Origin of the sequence: Pedobacter steynii, from assembly GCF_001721645.1 — a bacterium.
In the GTDB taxonomy this organism is placed as follows: Bacteria; Bacteroidota; Bacteroidia; order Sphingobacteriales; family Sphingobacteriaceae; genus Pedobacter; species Pedobacter steynii_A.
This window is the reverse complement of the sequence record NZ_CP017141.1, coordinates 3,915,445-3,935,579: the sequence shown is the minus strand read 5'-3', so window position 1 is coordinate 3,935,579 and position 20,135 is coordinate 3,915,445. Positions and strand designations below refer to the sequence as shown.

General features: G+C 40.8%; 17 protein-coding genes and 4 tRNA genes. 13 read left to right on the top strand and 8 right to left on the bottom strand.

Annotated features, from left to right (window positions below):
- Positions 1 to 58 precede the first annotated feature (58 nt).
- The 3 genes from BFS30_RS16485 to BFS30_RS16475 all read left to right on the top strand — a co-directional run bounded on the left by BFS30_RS16485 (position 59) and on the right by BFS30_RS16475 (position 890).
- The gene (locus BFS30_RS16485; protein WP_069382478.1) at positions 59 to 547 is read left to right on the top strand and encodes a regulatory protein RecX; all 489 of its coding nucleotides are present in this window, start codon (positions 59 to 61) and stop codon (positions 545 to 547) included.
- A gap of 136 nt (positions 548 to 683) precedes the next feature.
- Positions 684 to 756, top strand: a tRNA-Gly gene (locus tag BFS30_RS16480).
- Between the two features lie 49 nt (positions 757 to 805).
- Positions 806 to 890: transfer RNA gene (locus BFS30_RS16475), tRNA-Leu, on the top strand.
- A 68-nt stretch (positions 891 to 958) separates the two neighbouring features.
- On the opposite strand, the gene BFS30_RS16470 is transcribed toward BFS30_RS16475, so the two are convergent.
- Positions 959 to 1,981, bottom strand: coding sequence for an AraC family transcriptional regulator (locus tag BFS30_RS16470; protein WP_069380296.1), 1,023 nt, complete (start codon positions 1,979 to 1,981; stop codon positions 959 to 961).
- 18 nt (positions 1,982 to 1,999) lie between these two features.
- Here BFS30_RS16470 and BFS30_RS27765 point away from each other — a divergent pair, with 18 nt between their 5' ends.
- Together BFS30_RS27765 and BFS30_RS16465 are read left to right on the top strand one after the other, a co-directional pair.
- Positions 2,000 to 2,170, top strand: coding sequence for a hypothetical protein (locus BFS30_RS27765; protein ID WP_157262937.1), 171 nt, complete (start codon positions 2,000 to 2,002; stop codon positions 2,168 to 2,170).
- 11 nt (positions 2,171 to 2,181) lie between these two features.
- Positions 2,182 to 2,577, top strand: a complete 396-nt coding sequence (locus BFS30_RS16465; protein ID WP_069380295.1) for a nuclear transport factor 2 family protein — start codon at positions 2,182 to 2,184, stop codon at positions 2,575 to 2,577.
- Between the two features lie 79 nt (positions 2,578 to 2,656).
- On the opposite strand, the gene BFS30_RS16460 is transcribed toward BFS30_RS16465, so the two are convergent.
- Both BFS30_RS16460 and BFS30_RS16455 read right to left on the bottom strand, forming a co-directional pair.
- The gene (locus tag BFS30_RS16460) at positions 2,657 to 3,055 is read right to left on the bottom strand and encodes a hypothetical protein (RefSeq protein ID WP_069380294.1); all 399 of its coding nucleotides are present in this window, start codon (positions 3,053 to 3,055) and stop codon (positions 2,657 to 2,659) included.
- Between the two features lie 14 nt (positions 3,056 to 3,069).
- Positions 3,070 to 4,470, bottom strand: coding sequence for an MFS transporter (locus tag BFS30_RS16455; RefSeq protein WP_069380293.1), 1,401 nt, complete (start codon positions 4,468 to 4,470; stop codon positions 3,070 to 3,072).
- A gap of 85 nt (positions 4,471 to 4,555) precedes the next feature.
- On the opposite strand from BFS30_RS16455, the gene BFS30_RS16450 reads away from it, so the two are divergent.
- Positions 4,556 to 5,413: an AraC family transcriptional regulator gene (locus BFS30_RS16450; protein WP_069380292.1), complete on the top strand. Its 858-nt coding sequence runs from the start codon at positions 4,556 to 4,558 to the stop codon at positions 5,411 to 5,413.
- Between the two features lie 117 nt (positions 5,414 to 5,530).
- On the top strand, positions 5,531 to 8,740 hold the full coding sequence (locus BFS30_RS16445) for a chemotaxis protein CheB (protein ID WP_069380291.1): 3,210 nt from the start codon (positions 5,531 to 5,533) through the stop codon (positions 8,738 to 8,740).
- Between the two features lie 53 nt (positions 8,741 to 8,793).
- On the opposite strand, the gene BFS30_RS16440 is transcribed toward BFS30_RS16445, so the two are convergent.
- On the bottom strand, positions 8,794 to 9,147 hold the full coding sequence (locus BFS30_RS16440) for a hypothetical protein (protein WP_069380290.1): 354 nt from the start codon (positions 9,145 to 9,147) through the stop codon (positions 8,794 to 8,796).
- 147 nt (positions 9,148 to 9,294) lie between these two features.
- Here BFS30_RS16440 and BFS30_RS16435 point away from each other — a divergent pair, with 147 nt between their 5' ends.
- The 6 genes from BFS30_RS16435 to BFS30_RS16410 all read left to right on the top strand — a co-directional run bounded on the left by BFS30_RS16435 (position 9,295) and on the right by BFS30_RS16410 (position 13,104).
- Positions 9,295 to 10,146, top strand: a complete 852-nt coding sequence (locus BFS30_RS16435; RefSeq protein ID WP_069380289.1) for a helix-turn-helix domain-containing protein — start codon at positions 9,295 to 9,297, stop codon at positions 10,144 to 10,146.
- A 170-nt stretch (positions 10,147 to 10,316) separates the two neighbouring features.
- Positions 10,317 to 10,389 (top strand) — tRNA-Gly (locus tag BFS30_RS16430).
- A 49-nt stretch (positions 10,390 to 10,438) separates the two neighbouring features.
- Positions 10,439 to 10,523 (top strand) — tRNA-Leu (locus BFS30_RS16425).
- A 190-nt stretch (positions 10,524 to 10,713) separates the two neighbouring features.
- Positions 10,714 to 11,352 carry a class I SAM-dependent methyltransferase gene (locus BFS30_RS16420; RefSeq protein WP_157262936.1) on the top strand — a complete coding sequence of 213 codons (639 nt, stop codon included), beginning with the start codon at positions 10,714 to 10,716 and terminating at the stop codon, positions 11,350 to 11,352.
- Between the two features lie 133 nt (positions 11,353 to 11,485).
- Positions 11,486 to 11,824: a potassium transporter KefB gene (locus BFS30_RS16415; RefSeq protein ID WP_069380287.1), complete on the top strand. Its 339-nt coding sequence runs from the start codon at positions 11,486 to 11,488 to the stop codon at positions 11,822 to 11,824.
- Positions 11,825 to 11,859: 35 nt separating this feature from the next.
- On the top strand, positions 11,860 to 13,104 hold the full coding sequence (locus BFS30_RS16410; protein ID WP_069382477.1) for a hypothetical protein: 1,245 nt from the start codon (positions 11,860 to 11,862) through the stop codon (positions 13,102 to 13,104).
- Positions 13,105 to 13,151: 47 nt separating this feature from the next.
- On the opposite strand, the gene BFS30_RS16405 is transcribed toward BFS30_RS16410, so the two are convergent.
- Genes BFS30_RS16405 through BFS30_RS16390 form a run of 4 tightly spaced genes read right to left on the bottom strand, consistent with a single transcriptional unit; the run spans position 13,152 to position 20,131 of the window.
- Positions 13,152 to 15,314 (bottom strand): c-type cytochrome domain-containing protein, encoded by a 2,163-nt coding sequence (locus BFS30_RS16405; RefSeq protein WP_069380286.1) that lies wholly within the window; start codon positions 15,312 to 15,314, stop codon positions 13,152 to 13,154.
- Between the two features lie 9 nt (positions 15,315 to 15,323).
- On the bottom strand, positions 15,324 to 16,349 hold the full coding sequence (locus BFS30_RS16400; protein ID WP_069380285.1) for a 6-bladed beta-propeller: 1,026 nt from the start codon (positions 16,347 to 16,349) through the stop codon (positions 15,324 to 15,326).
- Between the two features lie 8 nt (positions 16,350 to 16,357).
- On the bottom strand, positions 16,358 to 17,809 hold the full coding sequence (locus BFS30_RS16395) for a DUF1501 domain-containing protein (RefSeq protein WP_069380284.1): 1,452 nt from the start codon (positions 17,807 to 17,809) through the stop codon (positions 16,358 to 16,360).
- Positions 17,810 to 17,812: 3 nt separating this feature from the next.
- Positions 17,813 to 20,131 carry a PSD1 and planctomycete cytochrome C domain-containing protein gene (locus BFS30_RS16390; protein WP_069380283.1) on the bottom strand — a complete coding sequence of 773 codons (2,319 nt, stop codon included), beginning with the start codon at positions 20,129 to 20,131 and terminating at the stop codon, positions 17,813 to 17,815.
- Positions 20,132 to 20,135: the final 4 nt, after the last annotated feature.

Sequence of the window (20,135 nt, the reverse complement as noted above, 5' to 3'; positions counted from 1 at the left end):
CTCAGAAACGACTTGTTTATCACGTCTGATTGTTCCCGATTACGTAATATTGCAGGTATTGGAACCCTCAGAGAAAAGAACAATAAAACTAGATAAGAAGACTGCTTTATTTAAAGCCGAGCATTATTGTGCCTATCAGGAACGTGCACAGCAGGAAGTCCGGGACAAGCTATATGAGTTTGGCTTACACAGTGATGAAGTAGAAGAATTGATCTCGGAACTGATCAGCACCAACTTTTTGAATGAAGAAAGATTTGCACAGGCTTATGTTTCAGGAAAGTTTAGTATAAAAAAATGGGGCAAAATAAAAATCAAGCAGGCACTAAAGCTTAAAAAAGTTCCTGAAAAGATGATTTTAAAAGCATTAAATAAGATCGATTATGATGATTATTTGAAGACCATTCTCATTTCTGCGGAGAAAAAGTCGGCACAGATCACAGAAAAAGATCCTTATAAAAGGCGGAATAAGCTCATCACACACCTGATGAGCAAAGGATTTGAAAATAATTTGATCATGGAAGTATTGAAGTCCAACAACTTATACTAAACATTCAAATTATTTATAAAAAAAACTTGACAGGAAAATAAAAGTGTCTATATTTGCATTCCCAAACGAAACAAAGGGTATTACAAAATACACTTTACTAGAATGGCAACATCGGAGGATGTTAAATTAAAATCATGCGAAAGTAGCTCAGTTGGTAGAGCACGACCTTGCCAAGGTCGGGGTCGCGAGTTCGAATCTCGTCTTTCGCTCTAAATGCCTTCATCACATGAAGGCATTTAATTTAAAAGGTTAACACCTGCTCAGATGGTGGAACTGGTAGACACGCAGGACTTAAAATCCTGTGACCTTAAAAGTCGTGCGGGTTCGATTCCCGCTCTGAGTACTGGAAGAGTTCAAACACTCTATAAAAGCTAACATTCATACTGTTAGCTTTTTTTATGTCCAAAAATTTCAGGACATATACTCCACCCTATCGTTCTTTTGGTAAACAGAAGGAGTAGTACCTGTCCACCTTTTAAAGGTTCGGATGAAAGCAGTAATTTCATTATACCCAAGCATATAGGAAATCTGCTTCATAGGATAGCTTCCTGATTTCAGGTAGGTGATTGCAAGAGATTTACGTGCCTCATCTGCCAGTTGCTGGAAGCTAACCCCCTCCTCCTTTAATTTTCGTTGTAAGGTGCGTGTACTGATATTAAAGTTGGAAGCGATCTGGTCCTGAGAAATAATTCCCAGGTAAGCATTACTCATCAGGTAATTGTAGATTCTGGTCCGTAAATCAGGAGTACTACTGATTATTCCTGTAAATGGCTGTACCTTTTCTACCAGCATTCTCTGCAATTCAAAATTGGCGCTGAGTATCGGTTCATTCCAATAAGAGCGGTCAAAAGTAACGGCATTGTCGGTACTGTCAAACACAGGTGCACAGCGCATCACACGCTCATACTCATCTGTAACAGGTATGGACCGGGCATATTTAACAGAAACTGGTCTTACCTTCTTTAGCAGAAGCCCATCCAGTTCATGGACTACAAATACCATTAAAAAATCCAATGTCTGTAATAATGCCGGACTTTGCTGCCAGTTCTCTACCTGAGGTACAAACAGTAAGGTAAAAGTGTTTTCATCATGCAGCAATTCCAGACGAAAAGCACTGGTGATTAAAGGGGTGAGTGATGCAGCGATGCTTATGGCTTCACCTACCGTATCACTTGTTTTTATGATTTCTCCTACGATCCCCAATGCAGACAATTGCAGGGATTCTCCAAAATGCAAACCAAAGAGATCATCCTTACTTAAATGTACCGCATTTAGCCAGACCTCATTAACCTGTCTGTCGGACAAGGGCTCTTGCCCGCTTTTCAATTCATCAATAGTGATATTAGACAAGCGACACAATACTTCGGGCGAAATATCCCGTTGCACGGCATAGGCCAAAATGCCCATCACCAATTTCTTTACCTGATCTTCCATCTTCGTGATTAGTTATATATGAAGATAACCAAGTCAGGAGTACAAAAACAAGGATTGTCGCAAAAAGGTAATAGTATGTCGCAAAAAGGTATCATTCAGCCCTCTCTTATTCCTGACCTTTGTTATCAACAAGAAGGAAATAATCCACTGCTTGTTAAAAAGAACATCAATTTAAAAAATAACCTATAAATAAAAATAACATGAAAAACGAAGCAAAAAGAGTAGTTACAGAATTCTTAACAGCAGTACAAAACGGAGATAATGAAAAACTGGCAGCCCTGTTACATCCTGCAGTAATCTGGATCCAACCTGGTGAAAATCAAATATCAGGTATAAAAAATTCAAATGCTGAGGTGTTCCAGATGGTCGGAAAAATGTTTGAACTTTCTGCCAATACCTTACGCTTAACAGACATCACGTCTATCGGTGCAAACGGTAGTAAAGCATCTTGTGTGTTACGCTGGACTGCCAGTCAGCCAAACGGGAATACCATGGAAGTAGATAATATTGATGTTTATACAGTTGAAAACGGGCAGATTATTAAAGCAGAAATTTTTTCTGCAGACCTGGAAAAAGAAAATCAGTTTTGGGCCTGATCAGGAAACTGAATAAAAACATTAATGATGAATACCGAATAAAAAGATGCCCTTGAAACCAGGGCATCTTTTTATCATTTTATGGTAGAAAGGTTTCATGTAACTGGTACCATTGAAGTCCCCCCTCTTCCGTTTGAATAAACAAGACTGTTGAAATCCGTTTGTTTTCCGTACCACCACCACTTTGGTACTCTTCATATTCCATCAATATTGCACCTGCCTGTTCAAAGCGTACTTTAATCTTCGCTACTTCTACCAGTATACCAGGCTTTCCAGCGTATACAGATGGCAACCAACTTTCCAGATCAGACCGGTTTATACAGGCTCCGGAAGGACTTATCATTTGGAATGCAGTATGAAAAGCAGTTAAGGCCATCATCTCTTCTTTTTCATTTGGGCTCATCTCTCCCCTAAACCATTTCCCGATCTGCTCATGAAAGCGAACAATCTCCCGGGTAGCCAATTCGTTTAAATTCATATACAAGGTCTTATTTAATATTTACTGTTCTTTAATTTTATACCATAATATAACGCAAGCAATTCAAGCGATCCCAATACCAGGATGGCAATCATAAATGCATTGGTGTAACTGCCGGCAAGAGGGAGAATGCTAAAAAATAGCGTTCCGATTATCGCCACTCCCAGCGCGCTTCCCAGCTGAATAGCAGTACTCACAATTCCCGCAGCCAGGCCAGCGGTGGCAATAGGTGTATCTGCCAGTACCAGCCTCACCACCACCGGCATTACAATACCGTGTCCCACTCCGGCACATAGCAAAGCTCCATATAAAAGCCCACCCGGTAAGGGATAATACCACAATACTACTGCCGACAGGACAAATCCAATAGTTAACAAACTCAATCCAATTGTCAAAACATGATCTTTATAGCTTCTGGATAATACTGCCGACAATAACGGGCCAATAAAAAATCCCGCGGCATAAGGTAATACGGCCAGACCTGCCTCCAATACCGTCCAATGAAAACCACTTTGCAAATAAACCGGATAAATCATAAAAAAAGAGGCTGTATTGTTAAAAAGAAAAATAACAGTCAGGCCGGCGACAAATTTCTTATCCTTAAATAACTTCAGATAAATCAGGGGATCTTTGCCTTCAGCAGTGATGCGTTTCTCTGTACGGATAAACCAAAGGCCAAAAGGCGCAGACATGGCCATACAAATGAATACCCAGAGTGGCCATCCGGCTTCCCTTCCTTTAATTAGCGGGTAGATAAACAAGAATAAGGTGATGGAGATGAGGATCACACCTGGAATGTCCAGCTTCGGTCTTTTCTCCGGTCGATTTTCCGGAATAAAGATCAGAGCCAGCACAATTGCAACAAGCCCTATGGGAATATTAATGAGAAATACGGTCTCCCAGGTTAGGCCAAACGGCTGCCACTCCAATAGCATTCCCCCACAAAGTTGTCCGGCAATAGAAGCCAGTCCGAAGGTCGCTCCGAATAAACCCATCGCCTTTGGTTGTTCTGTGGCTGGAAAGATCACTCTGATAGAAGAGAGTACTTGCGGCGCCAGCATCGCTGCTGCCAGTCCCTGTAAGATACGGGCCGCAATCAACACTTCTGCATTAGTTGCGATTGCGCAGGCTGCAGAAGTCAAAGTGAAGAGACACATTCCAGTGATAAAGATGCGTTTTCTGCCATAGATATCGCCCAATCTTCCTCCTGTTACCACAAATACGGCATAAGCAGCTCCATAACCGGTAACAATAAACTGAAGCTCTGCACTATTCGCATGTAAACCTTGTTGCATAGCCGGCAGTGCTACATTCACAATAAAGAAATCCAATGGTGATAAGAATGCACCCATTAATAATACTGCTAAAGCCTGCCATCTGGCGGGATAGGGTATAGTCACATTGCTTTCTTGCATACAAATTATTTTAGGCCACAAAGGAAGCGCTAATGCCCGGGAGAAAAATTGGACTTTAAGAGGATTATCCGGTACATTTGCCGATATGTATACTAAAGGTAAAAAGCAGCCTTTTGATCTGTTTTTGCTGGAAACAGATACCTGGAAGAACCCGTCAACACCTCATGTATTTGAGTTGGTTTACCTGATATCCGGAATGGGAAAGGTCCTGATTAACGGCAATACACATGACTATTATGAAGGAAAGATATTCCTGCTCAGCCCGGAAGATAAATACACATTTAAGTTGCAATCCAGGACGAACTTTCTGTTCATCCGTTTCAACGATTTATCTTTCTCTCAATTTAAAAATGAGGTAGAAGAACTGGAATTCTGTGATTGGACAAAAAAGGCACAATACCTCTTTAATAATCTCCATGCCAAAGCGGGCTGTGTATACCGCAATTCTGAAGATGAACAATTTGGAAAGGCACTGCTATCGGCAATTATCCGGGAATACCAGCAGAAAGAAGCGGGTTACCTTTTGGTTATCCGTCAGTCTGTTTCTACTTTGGTTAATATTCTTGCCCGTAACATCTCCTTAACAGAGCCTCCTAAACTGCGAAAGAAAACACCTAAAAACGACATCATCCAAATTGTTGCTTATTTACAACAACACATTGCTGAACCAGAGTATCTCCGGATTAAGGCAATTGCAGCTCATTTTCATTTTTCCCCGAACTACCTTGGGGAGCTTTTCAGGGAACGTACCGGAGAGAGTATTCAGGATTACGTCATCAACTACAGATTGAAGCTCGTTGAAACCAGACTTGCCCATAGCAATATGCGCATTAGTGAAATTGCCGAAGAATTAAATTTCACCGATGAAAGCTATTTATCACGGTTGTTTAAAAAGCACAGAGGCATTACCCCTGGGGCTTATAGAAAACAGCTAATCAAGTAGCCTATAGGACAAATAAGAAGTTCATTTTCAGAAATTTAATAGTATATTTGATTACTTCCTTTACCCATTCTTCCGGGAAACTGATCTGATGCCCTAACAAAAGCTCAAAACCATAGCATGTCTACAACAAAACCTCACCATATTATTGCAATTGGTGCATCCGCCGGTGGCCTGGAGGAAATTAATTCGTTTTTCGATCACACTCCTTCCGATGCTGTATCCTATATCATTATACAGCACCTATCTGCAGATTTTAAGAGCAGGATGGTAGAGTTACTCGCCAGACATAGTAAGCTTGAAGTAAAACAAGCCGAAGAAGGAATGGCTGTGGAGTGTAATAAGGTATATCTGATTCCCAATGATCAGATGATGACCATCTATAAAGACACGTTATATTTAACACCTAAAGAAAAGGAGAATACTCCCCATTTAACGATTGACATATTTTTTAGTTCACTGGCAGCTAACAGTCAGGAGCGTGCAATTGGGATCATTCTTTCCGGTCTTGGGAGTGATGGCACTGAGGGAATTAAAGCCATAAAGAATATTGGTGGAATGGTGATTGCCAGGAACCCGGAGACTACAGCCTATGGCAGTATGCCTTCCAAAGCAATCGCTACAGGAATGGTAGATTTCATTCTGGAACCTGAACTCATGCCCAATGTAATTGAAGATTATATCAAACATGGAGCGGACTTGCTATATGATAGTCAGGAAGACAAGAAGAATATCATTGCCATTGTTGACTTAATCAAGGAAAATTCACTTCTTGATTTTTCAGAATACAAGCAAACCACCATTATCAGAAGAACAAAAAGAAGAGCTGCTTTTAGTAATTTCAATTCGCTTGACGGTTATCTTGATTTTCTAAAAACGAGCCCGGAGGAATTAGAGGCGCTTTCGAAAGAGTTTCTTATCAGCGTCACCTCTTTTTTTAGAGATAAGGGGGCTTTCGAATATATTAAAAGCAAAGTATTACCAGGAATATTAGAAAAACTCGTTCCCGGAGAAGAGTTAAAAATATGGATTGCGGGTTGTGCTACCGGAGAAGAAGTATACTCAATGGCTATTCTTATTGCTGAATTACTGACCGGAAAATTTGCTGATACGGCGGTCAAAATATTTGCTACAGATATTGACAGTTCAGCATTGGTTCATGCAGGTAAAGGAATCTATAGCCAGGGCATTCTGAAAGATGTATCTCCTGACCGACTGGAAAAGTATTTTACAGAAGACAGAAACAGTTATCGGGTAAAATCAGAGATCCGGAAGATGGTCATTTTTGCCCAGCATGACCTCGTCAAAAACCCACCCTATTGCAATATGCATTTCATCAGTTGCCGCAATTTACTGATATACATGACCCCCATCCTGCAAAAAAAGATCTTTACCATGCTGCTCTTCGGGCTGAAAGTAGACGGATACTTATTTCTTGGTTCCAGTGAAAATCCGATTCCTATCATTAAAAACCTAGAAGTGGTTGACAAAAAATGGAAGATTTATAAAAACCTGGAAACAAAAAGAACTGTTCGTTTTGATACCTTCTCCCTTCCCGAATTATTAGATACCAAACGGGCTCCTTATCTCCTTTCCAGGGAGGAAGGATCTAAAAACACCAATCATACTTTAGCCGAAGCGGTTAACAAAAAACTCACCGAAGAACTGGATTACCTGATTATATGCATTGATGAAAGTAACCATGTTATAAAGACTTATGGCGACACCACTAAATATCTGCTTCAAAAGAATTTTAACTCAAACCTGGAAGAACTTTTACCAAAAACGCTTGCGGTCGCACTCAATACCTTAAAAGCCAAAAGCCTCAAGAATAATAAAAAGGCGACGGTTAATGGGATGAAAATAAAACATGGAGAATCTTCTGTGAGTGTCAGTCTGTCTGTTAGTCCCCTACTGGTCAAAAAAGACGAGCAGTTGTTATTTATGGTGACTTTTAGCGAGGACAAATTGAAAAACAGCTCTTCACAGAATGACGTTGCATTTGATGAAAAGCTATACCTCAACCAGTATATCATGAACATCGAAGATGAATTAAAAGAACTTAAGAACAAGCTTCATTCCGCATATGAGCAGCTTGATGCTTCCAATGAAAATATGCAATCCTTTAATGAAGAGTTACTTTCCGCAAATGAAGAAATGCAAAGTACCAATGAGGAAATGCAATCTGTAAATGAAGAGCTGGACACAATTAACTCCAACTATCAAATTAAAAACAAAGAGCTACTGGAAATTAATGACGACCTGAATAACTATTTCAGAAGCAACATTAACGGGCAGTTGTTTATCGACAATGAACTGTTACTCATGAAGTTTTCGCCAGGTACGGTAAAACAAATCAATTTATTAGAGAGCGATATTGGAAGGCCAATCAGTAATATTTCAACAAATATCAAATTTGAAACGATTATAGATGACATCAGACAGGTACTCATAGAAGGGAGCATCATTACCAAAGAAATTGAAACCAATAACGGTAAATGGTATCAGATCATGACTATGCCTTATATACAATCTGACAACAAGAGTAATGGCGCCATCATTACCTTTAATGATATCACTGAATTGAAAAGAACTCAGCATGAACTGGATAAGAAAAATAAGAGCCTCCTACGCATCAATGCAGATCTTGACAACTTTGCAAATACCGCTTCACATGATCTCTTAGCTCCATTGGGCAACATAGAAGTCAGTATTAGCATGATGAACAGAAAGGTCACAGATCCTGATCTTAGTAAATTTTTAACGATCATTAATTCCTCTGTTAAAAAGTTCCGCGCACTTATCGATGATATTGCCATTATAGCTAAACTGGAAAGTGATATGATCACAATGGAGCTGGTTGATATCGAGGAAATCGTAGACAATATCGAATGGAGTCTGGATGATAAAATAAAATCATCAGGAGCGGTCATCACCAGAGATCTAAAGGTGCCCCATATCTTATTTTCAAAAAAAAACCTAAGGAGTATCTTATATAATTTGATTTCCAATGCGATTAAATTCAAGGGAAATCAATCTCCGGCAATCACAATCCGAACCTTCAAAGAGGACGATACGATCATGTTATCTGTTGAAGATAATGGCCTTGGAATGTCCAAAGAAGATTTGGCACGCATTTTTGATATGTATGGAAGACTCCATCAGGACATCGAGGGTCGGGGTATCGGCCTGTATCTTGCTAAAAAGATAGTAGACGCCACCAGTGGCAACATCCATGTGGAAAGCGAACAGGGAAAGGGAAGTAAATTTACCATCAGTTTTAAAGCAGAGCCGGAATATATAACACCCGCTCCTCTCTCCCTACAATAACGATCGGCTCCCGCTCAATTTTGTCTAGTAACGCAGATGTTTAATCGCTACGATCAGGTTGTTTTAGCCAGCGGGTATTGAAAATAGATGATCAACAGATTCAGGGCCAAAAAAGGCAACTCAATTGCTGCTCCTTTAAGGTCCTTGTTTAGCAATTGCAGACAGATGATCATTAAGATCCCCGCTCCCATCAGGAAATTCCCCAAAAGGAATGTTCTTGGAAAAAGAATGAATACGGCGCTCACCATAGTGATCAATCCATTGACCATTACTCCCGTCTTGTTAAAGTTCCATTTTTCAAACATTTCCAACATTTCCGGTTTACCATTTACCATGGCCCAACCTTGCTTTAAGCCCATGAACACGGCGAATAAGATCAAAGCGGCATTTATAACTTTAAGAACCATTGTCAAAGATTTAGGATAGATACTGTTATAAATCTACATAAAAAACATTGCTTTTATTACCAATGATATTGGTCCTGATTTAGGTAAATTTGTATAACCGTTAACCCTTTGGTGTAAAATACGAGGGAAATCAAAATACAGGCTGATATGGAAGAAAAGAATTTTGAGGCTCATCTGTTTGATGTTGATACTCCATTAAATGGTGTTTTAAGCCATTTCTATCAATTCCAGACTTCAGCCAAAGCAGAAAGCGTAGTCAAACACCTTGCCCCGAATTTTGAGATGTTACTGGTTTTCAACTTTGGTCCTCCCATTCGGATTTCCTTCAATGAGGAAAGCCCTGGAACCGCAACCATCTACCGTACCGCAGCGATAGGCCCGCTTAGAAAGTTATTGAATTATGAATTACAACCAGGAACCAATGCCATCGTTGCAAATTTTACCCTCAATGGCTTTTACAGACTTTTTAAATTACCCATGAATGAGCTCGGGGCCAAAGAAGTTTTCGATCCTGATATTCTTATTGATAAAACCTGTTTCTCAGAACTCTGGAAAAAAATAAATGTATTGGAGGATTTACAAGAAAGGATTCAACTACTCAGTTCCTATGCCTCCCAATTTATTGAACCGACAGATGCCGCCTCGAAACCCTTACTGGACGGAGCTTCATATTTTCACAATCCGATGATTCATCCGGTAAAAGCCATCGCTTCCGAAACCCGGCTGACAGAACGAAGTATCCAGCTCCGCTTTCAAAAATATGCTGGCTATTCGCCTAAAGAATTACTCCGGTTTTTAAGGTTCAAAGATATAGTTCATCATATCATGAATCAAAAGGATGAAACATTGAATTTATTCGACCTTATTCATACTTACGGCTATTACGATCAGAGCCATCTCATCAAAGATTTTAGATATTTTATGGGCACTACACCACAGAAATTTTTAAATGAACTTATCGGAAAAGGGTTTTGCATTCCTAAAAGTGATCATCCGTAATTCCAGGAAAAACCTGATTTCAGGGCTAAACAACCTTAAAGCCCCTTAAAAAAGAGATATTCGAAAAAAAATATTAATTTTTATTGCTTGAAATCCAGTCCATTCGGTGAAATCTTTAAAAGAGAGTAGGGAAAAATGAAAAGTATATCTATCTTCGTAACGTCATCAACGCGAAAGTAGCTCAGTTGGTAGAGCACGACCTTGCCAAGGTCGGGGTCGCGAGTTCGAATCTCGTCTTTCGCTCTAATGCCTTCATCACATGGAGGCATTTATTTTTAAAAGGTAATCACCTGCTCAGATGGTGGAACTGGTAGACACGCAGGACTTAAAATCCTGTGACCTTAAAAGTCGTGCGGGTTCGATTCCCGCTCTGAGTACTAAACAGGTTTACATACCCTGTAAAAGGCTAGCATTTATAATGTTAGCCTTTTTTATTCCAGCTGAATTTTCCTTGACCTCTACTGTTTGACTTTTACCAGACTTGAAAAAGAAAAAAAACCGTATCTTCTTTTCTTCAAAATATCTCGGGAACGAGAGGAATATGATACGCTTCAAACGACGAATAAAATGAATTCACAAGAGAAAGTATTAAGTTGTTACAATAAGGTAGCCGACGACTATGCGGCCGATCGTTGGGATGAACTGTCAAAAAAACATCTTGACCAGTTGTTATTGAAGGAATTTGCAGCTGTAAATAAAGACAAAGGATTATGTGCCGACTTTGGCTGTGGTCCCGGACAAACCACAAGATTTCTGTACGAAAACGGTCTAAAAGACATTGTCGGCATCGATCTCTCACCAGCAATGGTTAACGCTGCACGGAGACTTTCCCCTGAGATTAAATTTGAGACCGGGGATTTGCTAAACATCGGTTATCCATCAGAATATCTTGGAAGTGCACTTGCATTCTATTCCATAGTACATTTTAACACTGAACAGGTAAGGAAATGTTTCGGAGAAATAAACAGGGTATTGAAAACCGGGGCGGACTTTTTATTTTCTTTTCACGCTGGAGATGAAATCGTTCATTTTGACAAAGCTCATGACAAGGAAATAGATATTGACTTATACTTTTTCAAAACAGAAGATATTATAGTATTGCTTAATGAAACGGGGTTTAATATAACTGACGCTATAGAGAGGCCCCCACGGGAAGGCATGGCATACCCAACCAGAAGAGCCTATATCTGGGCCGAGAAAAAATAAAGCCCCCTGTTTCCTACCTAACACGCAGTAACAAAATATTTTATCAATAATACTTTGAAATGCAAAGTACTTTTATTTAACTTTGTACTACAAAGTACTTTTAGCATTAAACAACTTATACAACTAAACTGCCATGACACAGACAAACAATTTAACAACACAACCAATCCATTGGGTTTCACTAGGTAAACGAATGATATTGGGCGCATTAATCGCATTAATTCTGATCACGATCTTTCTTCTTGGCGCTGGTGAGCCTAATCCGGCCTGGGGAAAATTATGGATGATCAAACCTTTGATCATTGTTCCCTTAGCCGGCTCTATGGGAGGCGTATTTAATTATATGATGGATCACCTGAGTGATCAGGGTGGCTGGAGAAGAATACTAACTAATATATTGAGTCTGATTGTATTCATCATCGGGCTATGGCTGGGGACTGTCTTGGGATTGAACGGAACATATTGGAATTAAGGATTCCTGCCAATAAAATTTTAAAGTATCAACTTATGAAAAACGAAATAGTGAACCATCTGAACGAGCCAGCACAACTCGAAAAGATGTACCAGGCCAATAAGCTTTCTTTTAAGCGGGAGTTCAATCAACTATATGCAGAGGTTAAAGGCAATCCACTTGTTGATTTCTGGAATGAAAGATTAAATTACAAGAGCGAGGAGATTAACTGGGGAACGGGCAGGGAATTAACATTCATAATCATTGCCTCAATCCTGGCAGGCCTTATCGCAAAACTGCCGATATTTTTATCACTAAGCGAGGAAACTTTCTATCAAAGGAACATCGGTTTTATTATTTTTCCTGTATTATCGGCTTATTTTGCCTGGAAGAACAAATTATCGACCGGAAAAATTGCCTTTATTGCCACTACAACCCTGATAGGTATCATTTTCATCAACTCATTTCCCGTGGCAAAAAAAAGCGATACTTTAATTTTATCGTGCATCCATTTGCTGTTATTTCTATGGTCTATATTAGGTTTTGCTTTTGTTGGAGAGAAAAGAAACAACGATGAGAAACGGCTTAGCTATTTAAGTTACAACGGCGACCTCGTTGTCATGACCACATTAATTCTAATAGCAGGCGCGCTAATGACTGCCATCACCAACGGACTTTTCTCTTTGATTGGAATTAATATTGAGAAATTTTATTTTGATTATGTTGGCATTTTCGGGCTTGCAGCCGCGCCAATTGTAGGAACTTACCTTACCCAAACCAATCCTCAATTGGTAGGCAAAGTATCTCCGGTAATTGCTAAACTATTCAGCCCGCTGGTATTGGTTATGTTGGTCATTTACCTTATAGCCATGGTTTATTCGGGCAAAGACCCCTATAACGACCGGGAATTCCTGATGATTTTTAATGCATTATTAATCGGCGTTATGGCCATCATTTTCTTCTCTGTGGCCGAAACCTCTAAAATGGCTAAAAGTTCCACAGAGATCTGGATTCTTCTATTACTATCGATTGTGACTATTGTCGTTAATGGAATCGCGCTTTCCGCTATTTTATTCCGGATTTCAGAATGGGGTATCACTCCAAACAGAACCGCTGTTCTGGGTGGTAATATCCTGATTTTAATCAATCTTCTCCTCATAACCAGACAACTTTTCAGGGTCCTTTCAAAAAAGGCGGAAATCAGTGTAGTCGGGAAAACGATTGCTTTCTATCTGCCTGTTTACTTCTTATGGACCATTATTGTGACCTTTATATTCCCGTTTATATTTGGATATAAATAGAGTTACAAATCAGCTAATTAACCATTTTACAATGGTTAATTAGCTGATTAATTCAAGAATATCTCATCTACAAAAAACCAGGCCGGTTCTCCTTTACCGGGATGCCAATCCGGTAATTTCTTCAGGTTTTTGGCAACGATCTTCAGATAGGAAACATTCTGGGGTTTAAATTCTGCTTCAATTTTGAGTAGTGCCCTTTCCGCCCCATTCCTGGTTGTTTCGGGTTTTACCCTGGTTAATAAGCGAAGTTTATTTTTCTCCGAACCACCCCAGATCTCTACCTCCAAAGGTGGGAAAATATAGGTCGGTACAAGTCGCATCACATTTAAAACCACCGATTGCATCATTACCGGCTTCTTAAAAAGCAACAAAGCCTCCATATTATTATTTCTAAAACCAATCCATTTCCCTGAATTGACCTCATAATCTCCCAATTGATGATCTGAAAGAATCTTAGATGCTCCGGCTTTATATTTATCATCCGGGGGCAATAAAAACAGGATCGTATCCGCCTGATAACTACTCTTGTAAAAATTAGCACTAAATGTCTCGCTTCCATACCATCCTTCTTTATAAGCTTTCGCTTTTAAAGTGGTATTTTCTTTAAGCAGAATTTGCCGGTTAAACAGATTTGATTTTAAGCTATCAGGCTCTGATCCGTCTGTTGTATAACGGATTTGAACGCCATTGATCGGATGCTTGATCTGTAAAGTCAGCGATGTTTTGAAAATGGAAACGTCTGTACTGATCCGCGGCTGATTTAACCGGATAGGATGTTTGCCGTCATCTTTAAAACCAGAAATAACAAGCACGTTCGGGTTTGTTTTTTTCAGGCGCTGCAGATCTGCTTCGCTCAGTCCTGTATTCCATATCATTAGCTTTTTAAGGCTTTTAATAGAAATTACCTGTTTTACAAAGTCATAATTCACCTTTGTTCCGGATATAGACAGCGAGCGTAAATGTTTCAAAACCTTAAGCTCTTTTAGCCCGGTTCCTTTGATATCGGTAAAATTAAGATTCAGCTCCCTTAGGTTTTCAAAATGCGCAATTGTCTTCAACTCCTCATCATGTACCGGTAATCCTTTCAGATCCAGGGATACGATTTGTTTTTTTACCGCTTCCAGCTGCCTGACCGACTCCGGTTTATATTCACTTTTATTATAAATATTTACCGCTAATGCCGGCGACTCCTTCGCCAATGCATATACAATCCGGTAATTATTGTTCAGCTTTTTAAGCTCATTTTCATCTGCTGCTGCAAAATCATACTTTTCTTCAGGAGCTTCCGAAGGCGCAAGAAAAGTGCTGGCCAATAACCTTAAAGAATCGTTCGCAGGCAAATCAACAACCTTCTTCTTTAACTCTGCATTTCCTTTAATCCATAAATTCAAAAGTACAACCTCTTCATCAGTCAACTGATTTTTCCCTTTTGGAGGCATGTGCTTTTTATCGTCCATAGGTAAATGTATCCGTTTCAGCAGCAAGCTGATTTCCGGTTTTCCCGGTATAAATAATTTTCCACTCTTCCCTCCTTTAAGAATCGCCGTTGCATTCTCCATCATCAAACTCCCCTTGGCCTTTTCCAGATTATGACAGCTCAGGCATTTTTGAGAAAAGACAGGCAAGATAACATCTTCAAATATCCTGGCCTGCTCCAATGGGACTTTAGGCAGGGTGCCTGCTGAGGTTACGGATTCCAGCACAAAATTATCCCCATGTGTTAAGGACGCGCCATAATGACCTGCGGCAATTATACAAAGAATTGTAATTATTGCTCCCCCTCTGGCCAATTGAACCTTATACCAGGAAGTATTTCTACACCAATAAACGATCGAAGCGATGAAAGCAATGCTTATCCCGGTCCATTTATGCCATTGCAATACTGTTCCCGAATACCCCTCCTCCTTTGATAGAAATAAGCCCATGATTACCGTCAGCGCTGAAAAAAGCGTCCCTGAAAGTAACAGACCGGAAGTAAAATTCTGGTATAACGGTTCTTTAACGTAAGCCTCTTTAAACCGGAAAAATTCCAGCAACATTGCCAGCATCAGGATGACAATCGGGAAATGCAAAATCATCGGATGCATTCTTCCAAAGGGCTGCAACCAATATGGAATGTTTAATTTATCCTCAAAAGCAAGTAAAAAGACAATAAAGACATTAGCCGCAAACAAGAGATGCTCCGCAAAACCTTTAAACGTTATCCTCATAAATAAATATTATACCCTGTTAAACTTGTAAGGATAAACTTTTCCTGAGGCCCATTGTGCCACGTAGAGGTTTTCATCGTCATCCACACATACATCATGTGGATTTAATAAAATCTTTTCCGTCTGCCCCATGGCTTGCAGCACCCCGTCTTTATATACGGGTTCATTCCCTCCCAGATTGGAAACGACTTTATTGTCTTTATCCAAGATTGTCGTAAAACCACTACCTTCTTTATTCAGGTCCGGCGAGCGCAATACGGCAGCATATAGGTAATCATTCTTTATCACTGGTCTGCAAACGCAGGCTCCGGGAAGCTGAATGACTTCCCTCAGCTCGCCCTGCATATCAAAACGTTTAAAGCAATTCCTCGTGCGGTCAGTAACCAATAGTGTAGCTGCGCCCTTACGCTGGTCAATACATACACCATGAGCATTGTCCAGATGTTTCGTTTCTGTCCCTCTACCACCAAAATAACTCAATAGCTTGCCACTGGCATTGTAATGAAAAACATATTGCAGGCCATAACCGTCTGCAATAAAGAAATCTCCGTTATCAGCTACCGCCGTTTCCGTCGGAACAAACTCTTCCTTTTTCTTGTATAAACCAGTCTCCATAGGACAATCAATCGTCATCAGTACCTTTCCATCCATGGTTGTCTTATACACCTGATGTCTGTGGGTATCGGTGATAAAAAGATACTCTTTTCCGTTTTCTTTTGCGAGGGTAAGCCCATGCCCGCCTGGAAATTCATGTCCCCAGGAATCCAATAACTTACCCGACTTATTGTAAATAAGAATGTTATTTCTGGTTTCATTAGTCAGTAAAATAATCCTTCCTTTTGAATCCTGAACCATCTCATGGCAATCATTTACAGGATGCTTTAAAGGGTTTAATTGTCCCCATTTGACATCCAGTCGGTAACGCATGTCATTGTGCCCATACACAGGCCCCTTTGACTTTGCAAACAGGTCTTTTGTAATAAAAAAGCTGGCTGAAACAATAGCCGTATGTTTTATAAACGTTCTTCTTTCCATAGCATATTTTAGATCAGGATATCTTTTATCACCTTTCCCGAAACGTCTGTCAGCCGGTAACGACGCCCAAGATGTTTAAAAGTTAGTTTTTCGTGATTTAGCCCCAGCTGATGGAGAACAGTGGCCTGAAAATCGTGCACGTGTACCGGATTTGAAATGACGTTGTATCCAAACTCATCCGATTCTCCATATACAATTCCCGGTTTTACTCCACCCCCCGCCATCCAGATGCTGAAGCAGCGCGGGTGATGGTCTCTTCCGTAATTGTCTTTTGTCATCTTGCCCTGACTATAATTGGTACGGCCAAATTCACCACCCCAGATCACCAGCGTCTCATCCAGTAATCCTCTTTGTTTCAAATCTGTAATCAATGCTGCTGAAGCCTGATCTACGTCCTTCGCCTGCCCTGCCATTTCAGAAGGGAGATTGCCATGCTGGTCCCAACCCTGATGATATAGCTGAACAAAACGGACTCCATTTTCGCTTAGTTTTCTAGCAAGTAAACAATTGGCGGCAAACGTACCTGGCACCAGGCAATCCGGTCCATAAAGTTTAATGATATCGTCCGGTTCTTTACTAAGGTCAGTGATTTCAGGCACTGCGGTTTGCATTCTATAGGCCATCTCATACTGCTGCACTTTCGCACTGATTTCGGGATCACCAAATTCCTGATAAGAGATGTTGTTGAGTTCAGAAAGCTTATCCAGCATCTTTCTCCTTTCAAACCTGTTTAACCCTTCCGGATCTTTCAGGTAAAGCACCGGATCTTCTCCGCTGCTAAACTGCACCCCCTGATGGGTAGAATCGAGAAATCCATTGGTCCACAGTTTAGAATAGACACCCTGACCATTGCCTTTACCTCTTGAAAGTAGTACTGTGAAAGCAGGCAGGTTTTTATTTTCACTTCCCAGACCATAACTCAGCCAGGCACCCATACTCGGTCTGTTGCCCTGCTGGGCACCGGTCTGAAAGAAGGTCAAAGCCGGGTCATGGTTGATCGCTTCGGTATGCATAGATTTAATGATGCAGATATCATCCACCACCTTTGCGGTATACGGAAATAAGTCGCTTACCCACGCTCTGGAATCCCCATATTGCTTAAAATCATAATACGAGCCTACCAATGGAAAAGAAGCCTGATTGGCGGTCATTCCGGTAAGTCGCTGCCCCGCACGGATAGAAGCTGGGAGCTCCTGCCCCATCATTTCTCTCAGCTTAGGCTTATAATCAAAAGATTCCAACTGTGAGGGTGCCCCATTCTGGAATAAATAAATCACCCTTTTTGCTTTGGGCGCAAAATCCGGGATTCCCGGGGGAAGACTACTTTCTTCCATGCCACCGGTAAACAAATCGGGAATCAATAGCGACCCTAAGGCCACACTGCCAAGGCCTAAACTTAGCCTGGATAAGAAACGACGCCTGTTAAAGTTAAGGCCATGTTCTAAAAAATCCTTTTCCATATCTCAGGTTTTTGTAATGGTTTCTTCTAAATTGTAAATGGTAGTCATCACTTCCATCATGGCTGCAAGACTACGTTTATCGATTTTTTCAGGAATCGGATATTCTCCTACTGCCAATACCTTTTCTGCTGCTGACTTTTGCTGAAATACCTTTAGCTGATCTGCATAATAGGAACTGAGCAGTTTGATTTCTTTTTCATTTGGATTTCTGCATACAATCAAACGAAAAGCTTTTATCATTTTCGCTTCAACCGCAGTATTTTCCTGTAGTAACTTTGCCGCTAATACACGTGAAGCTTCCAGTACGGTAGGATCGTTCATCATGACCAATGCCTGCAAAGGGGTATTTGTATTTAAGCGTTTTACTTCACACTGATCTCTGTTACTCGCATCAAAAATGCTCATCGTAGGTGGAGGTACGGTACGTTTGATAAAGGTATACATCCCTCTCCGGTATAAAGCCTGGCCATGGTCCTGTTTATAATTAGCCAGGATTCCGCGTCCCGAGGTGGCTGCTTCCCAAAGTCCGGCCGGTTGATAAGGCTTTACACTTGGCCCACCGATAGTTTTTACCAGCAGCCCGCTACTCGCCAGTACTACGTCCCTAACCGATTCGGCCGGAATCCGGTAACGTGGTGCCCTGGCCAATAGTATGTTTTCAGGATCTGTTCTTAGTTTTTCTGCAGACACTACTGCCGACTGCCTGTAGGTAGCAGAGCTGACGATCTGCTTTACCAGTCGTTTTATATTCCAACCATGGTTCATAAAATCTATTGCCAGCCAATCCAGCAATTCCGGATGAGAAGGAAGTTCACCCTGCATCCCGAAATCACCTGATGTTTTCACAATGCCACGTCCAAAAAACTCCTGCCATACCTGATTTACAAATACCCTTGAAGTCAATGGGTTTTGTTTATCAAACAACCATTTAGAAAGTCCGAGCCGATTTTTAGCATACTTAGAGCCAAAAGGCAGAACTGATTTGGGTGTTCCAGCCTCTACCTCTGTTCCATGAGCGTCATACACACCCCTATCCAGAATGTACGTTTTTCTAACCGTATCCCTGTCACCCATCACAGAAACAATCAGCTTACCCGTATCTTGTTTATTGACAAAAGACAAAATCTTTTTAACATCCTCATTACTGATTTGCATCAAAGGCTTCTTTGCATAAGTTTCCGGTCCGCCGACGCTTGATTCCAGGCCTACTTCTTTTACATTATTAAAGAAAGCAAACACCTGATAGTATTCCTTTTGGGAAAAGGGATCATATTTATGATCATGACAATGCGCGCATTCCAAAGTAACACCGAGGAGTGCTTTTCCGAATGCATTTGTCCGGTCTGTCACATACTCCACCCGGTATTCTTCGTCAATTACCCCCCCCTCTTCGGTGATTTTATGGTTGCGGTTAAAACCAGTGGCTAACAGCTGCTCCTTAGTTGCATCAGGCATAAGATCTCCGGCCAGCTGCCAGGTAATAAACTGATCATAAGGCATATTTTTATTAAAAGCATGAATCACCCAATCTCTCCATGGCCATTGGGAACGGTAATTATCGTCCTGATAGCCATGAGAATCCGCATAACGTGCTACATCTAACCAGTGGAGCGCCATCTTTTCTCCATATGCAGAACTCTGCAATAAAGATTCTACCGCTTTCCCATAGGCATTACTGCTTCGGTCTGCCAGGAATTTATCCATCATCTCAATTCCTGGAGGGAGACCGGTAAGGTCAAGACTAAGTCTTTTCAAAAGTCTTTCTTTATCTGCTTCCGGATTAGGTTTTACTCCTTTCTCTTCCAGCTTTGCCAGGATAAAATGATCTATTTCATTTTTTGCCCAATCCTCTGTTTTCACTTTAGGAACCACTGGAGCTGCCGGAGCAGTAAAGGCCCAATGACGTTCATATTTCGCCCCCTGCTTAATCCACTCCTCTATTAAAGAAATTTCATGTGCGCTCAGCTTCAGATTAGAAGATTTTGGTGGCATCATCAGTGCAGAATCAGTAGAGGAAATCCGAAGAAAAACCTCAGAAGCTTCAGGCTTGAAGGGTACAAGTGCATGTGCAGACGGATTCTCCTTAAGGGCTTTATAAGCCTCTTCAGCAATATCTAACCTTAACCCTGCTTCCCTTTTATTCGCATCGGGTCCGTGGCAGGCAAAACATTTATCCGACAGGATGGGTCTGACATGAAAATTGTAGCTGATCTGATCCGGTATACGCTCTTCCCCAACCTGGCTACCCGATGAGTTGCAGGCTTGTATAGCGTATACAACAGTCCCAAACGCCAGCGTTAGGTAAAAAAGCCTGCGATACATACGA

Excerpts from the sequence above, each read along its gene's own strand:
- BFS30_RS16415 (WP_069380287.1), top strand. The coding sequence starts at position 11,486 with ATGACACAGACAAACAATTTAACAACACAACCAATCCATTGGGTTTCA.
- BFS30_RS16420 (WP_157262936.1), top strand. The coding sequence starts at position 10,714 with ATGAATTCACAAGAGAAAGTATTAAGTTGTTACAATAAGGTAGCCGAC.
- BFS30_RS16400 (WP_069380285.1), bottom strand. The coding sequence starts at position 16,349 with ATGGAAAGAAGAACGTTTATAAAACATACGGCTATTGTTTCAGCCAGC.
- BFS30_RS16460 (WP_069380294.1), bottom strand. The coding sequence starts at position 3,055 with ATGAATTTAAACGAATTGGCTACCCGGGAGATTGTTCGCTTTCATGAG.
- BFS30_RS16455 (WP_069380293.1), bottom strand. The coding sequence starts at position 4,470 with ATGCAAGAAAGCAATGTGACTATACCCTATCCCGCCAGATGGCAGGCT.
- BFS30_RS16390 (WP_069380283.1), bottom strand. The coding sequence starts at position 20,131 with ATGTATCGCAGGCTTTTTTACCTAACGCTGGCGTTTGGGACTGTTGTA.
- BFS30_RS16410 (WP_069382477.1), top strand. The coding sequence starts at position 11,860 with ATGAAAAACGAAATAGTGAACCATCTGAACGAGCCAGCACAACTCGAA.
- BFS30_RS16465 (WP_069380295.1), top strand. The coding sequence starts at position 2,182 with ATGAAAAACGAAGCAAAAAGAGTAGTTACAGAATTCTTAACAGCAGTA.
- BFS30_RS16445 (WP_069380291.1), top strand. The coding sequence starts at position 5,531 with ATGTCTACAACAAAACCTCACCATATTATTGCAATTGGTGCATCCGCC.
- BFS30_RS16470 (WP_069380296.1), bottom strand. The coding sequence starts at position 1,981 with ATGGAAGATCAGGTAAAGAAATTGGTGATGGGCATTTTGGCCTATGCC.
- BFS30_RS16440 (WP_069380290.1), bottom strand. The coding sequence starts at position 9,147 with ATGGTTCTTAAAGTTATAAATGCCGCTTTGATCTTATTCGCCGTGTTC.
- BFS30_RS16405 (WP_069380286.1), bottom strand. The coding sequence starts at position 15,314 with ATGAGGATAACGTTTAAAGGTTTTGCGGAGCATCTCTTGTTTGCGGCT.
- BFS30_RS27765 (WP_157262937.1), top strand. The coding sequence starts at position 2,000 with ATGAAGATAACCAAGTCAGGAGTACAAAAACAAGGATTGTCGCAAAAA.
- BFS30_RS16435 (WP_069380289.1), top strand. The coding sequence starts at position 9,295 with ATGGAAGAAAAGAATTTTGAGGCTCATCTGTTTGATGTTGATACTCCA.
- BFS30_RS16450 (WP_069380292.1), top strand. The coding sequence starts at position 4,556 with ATGTATACTAAAGGTAAAAAGCAGCCTTTTGATCTGTTTTTGCTGGAA.
- BFS30_RS16395 (WP_069380284.1), bottom strand. The coding sequence starts at position 17,809 with ATGGAAAAGGATTTTTTAGAACATGGCCTTAACTTTAACAGGCGTCGT.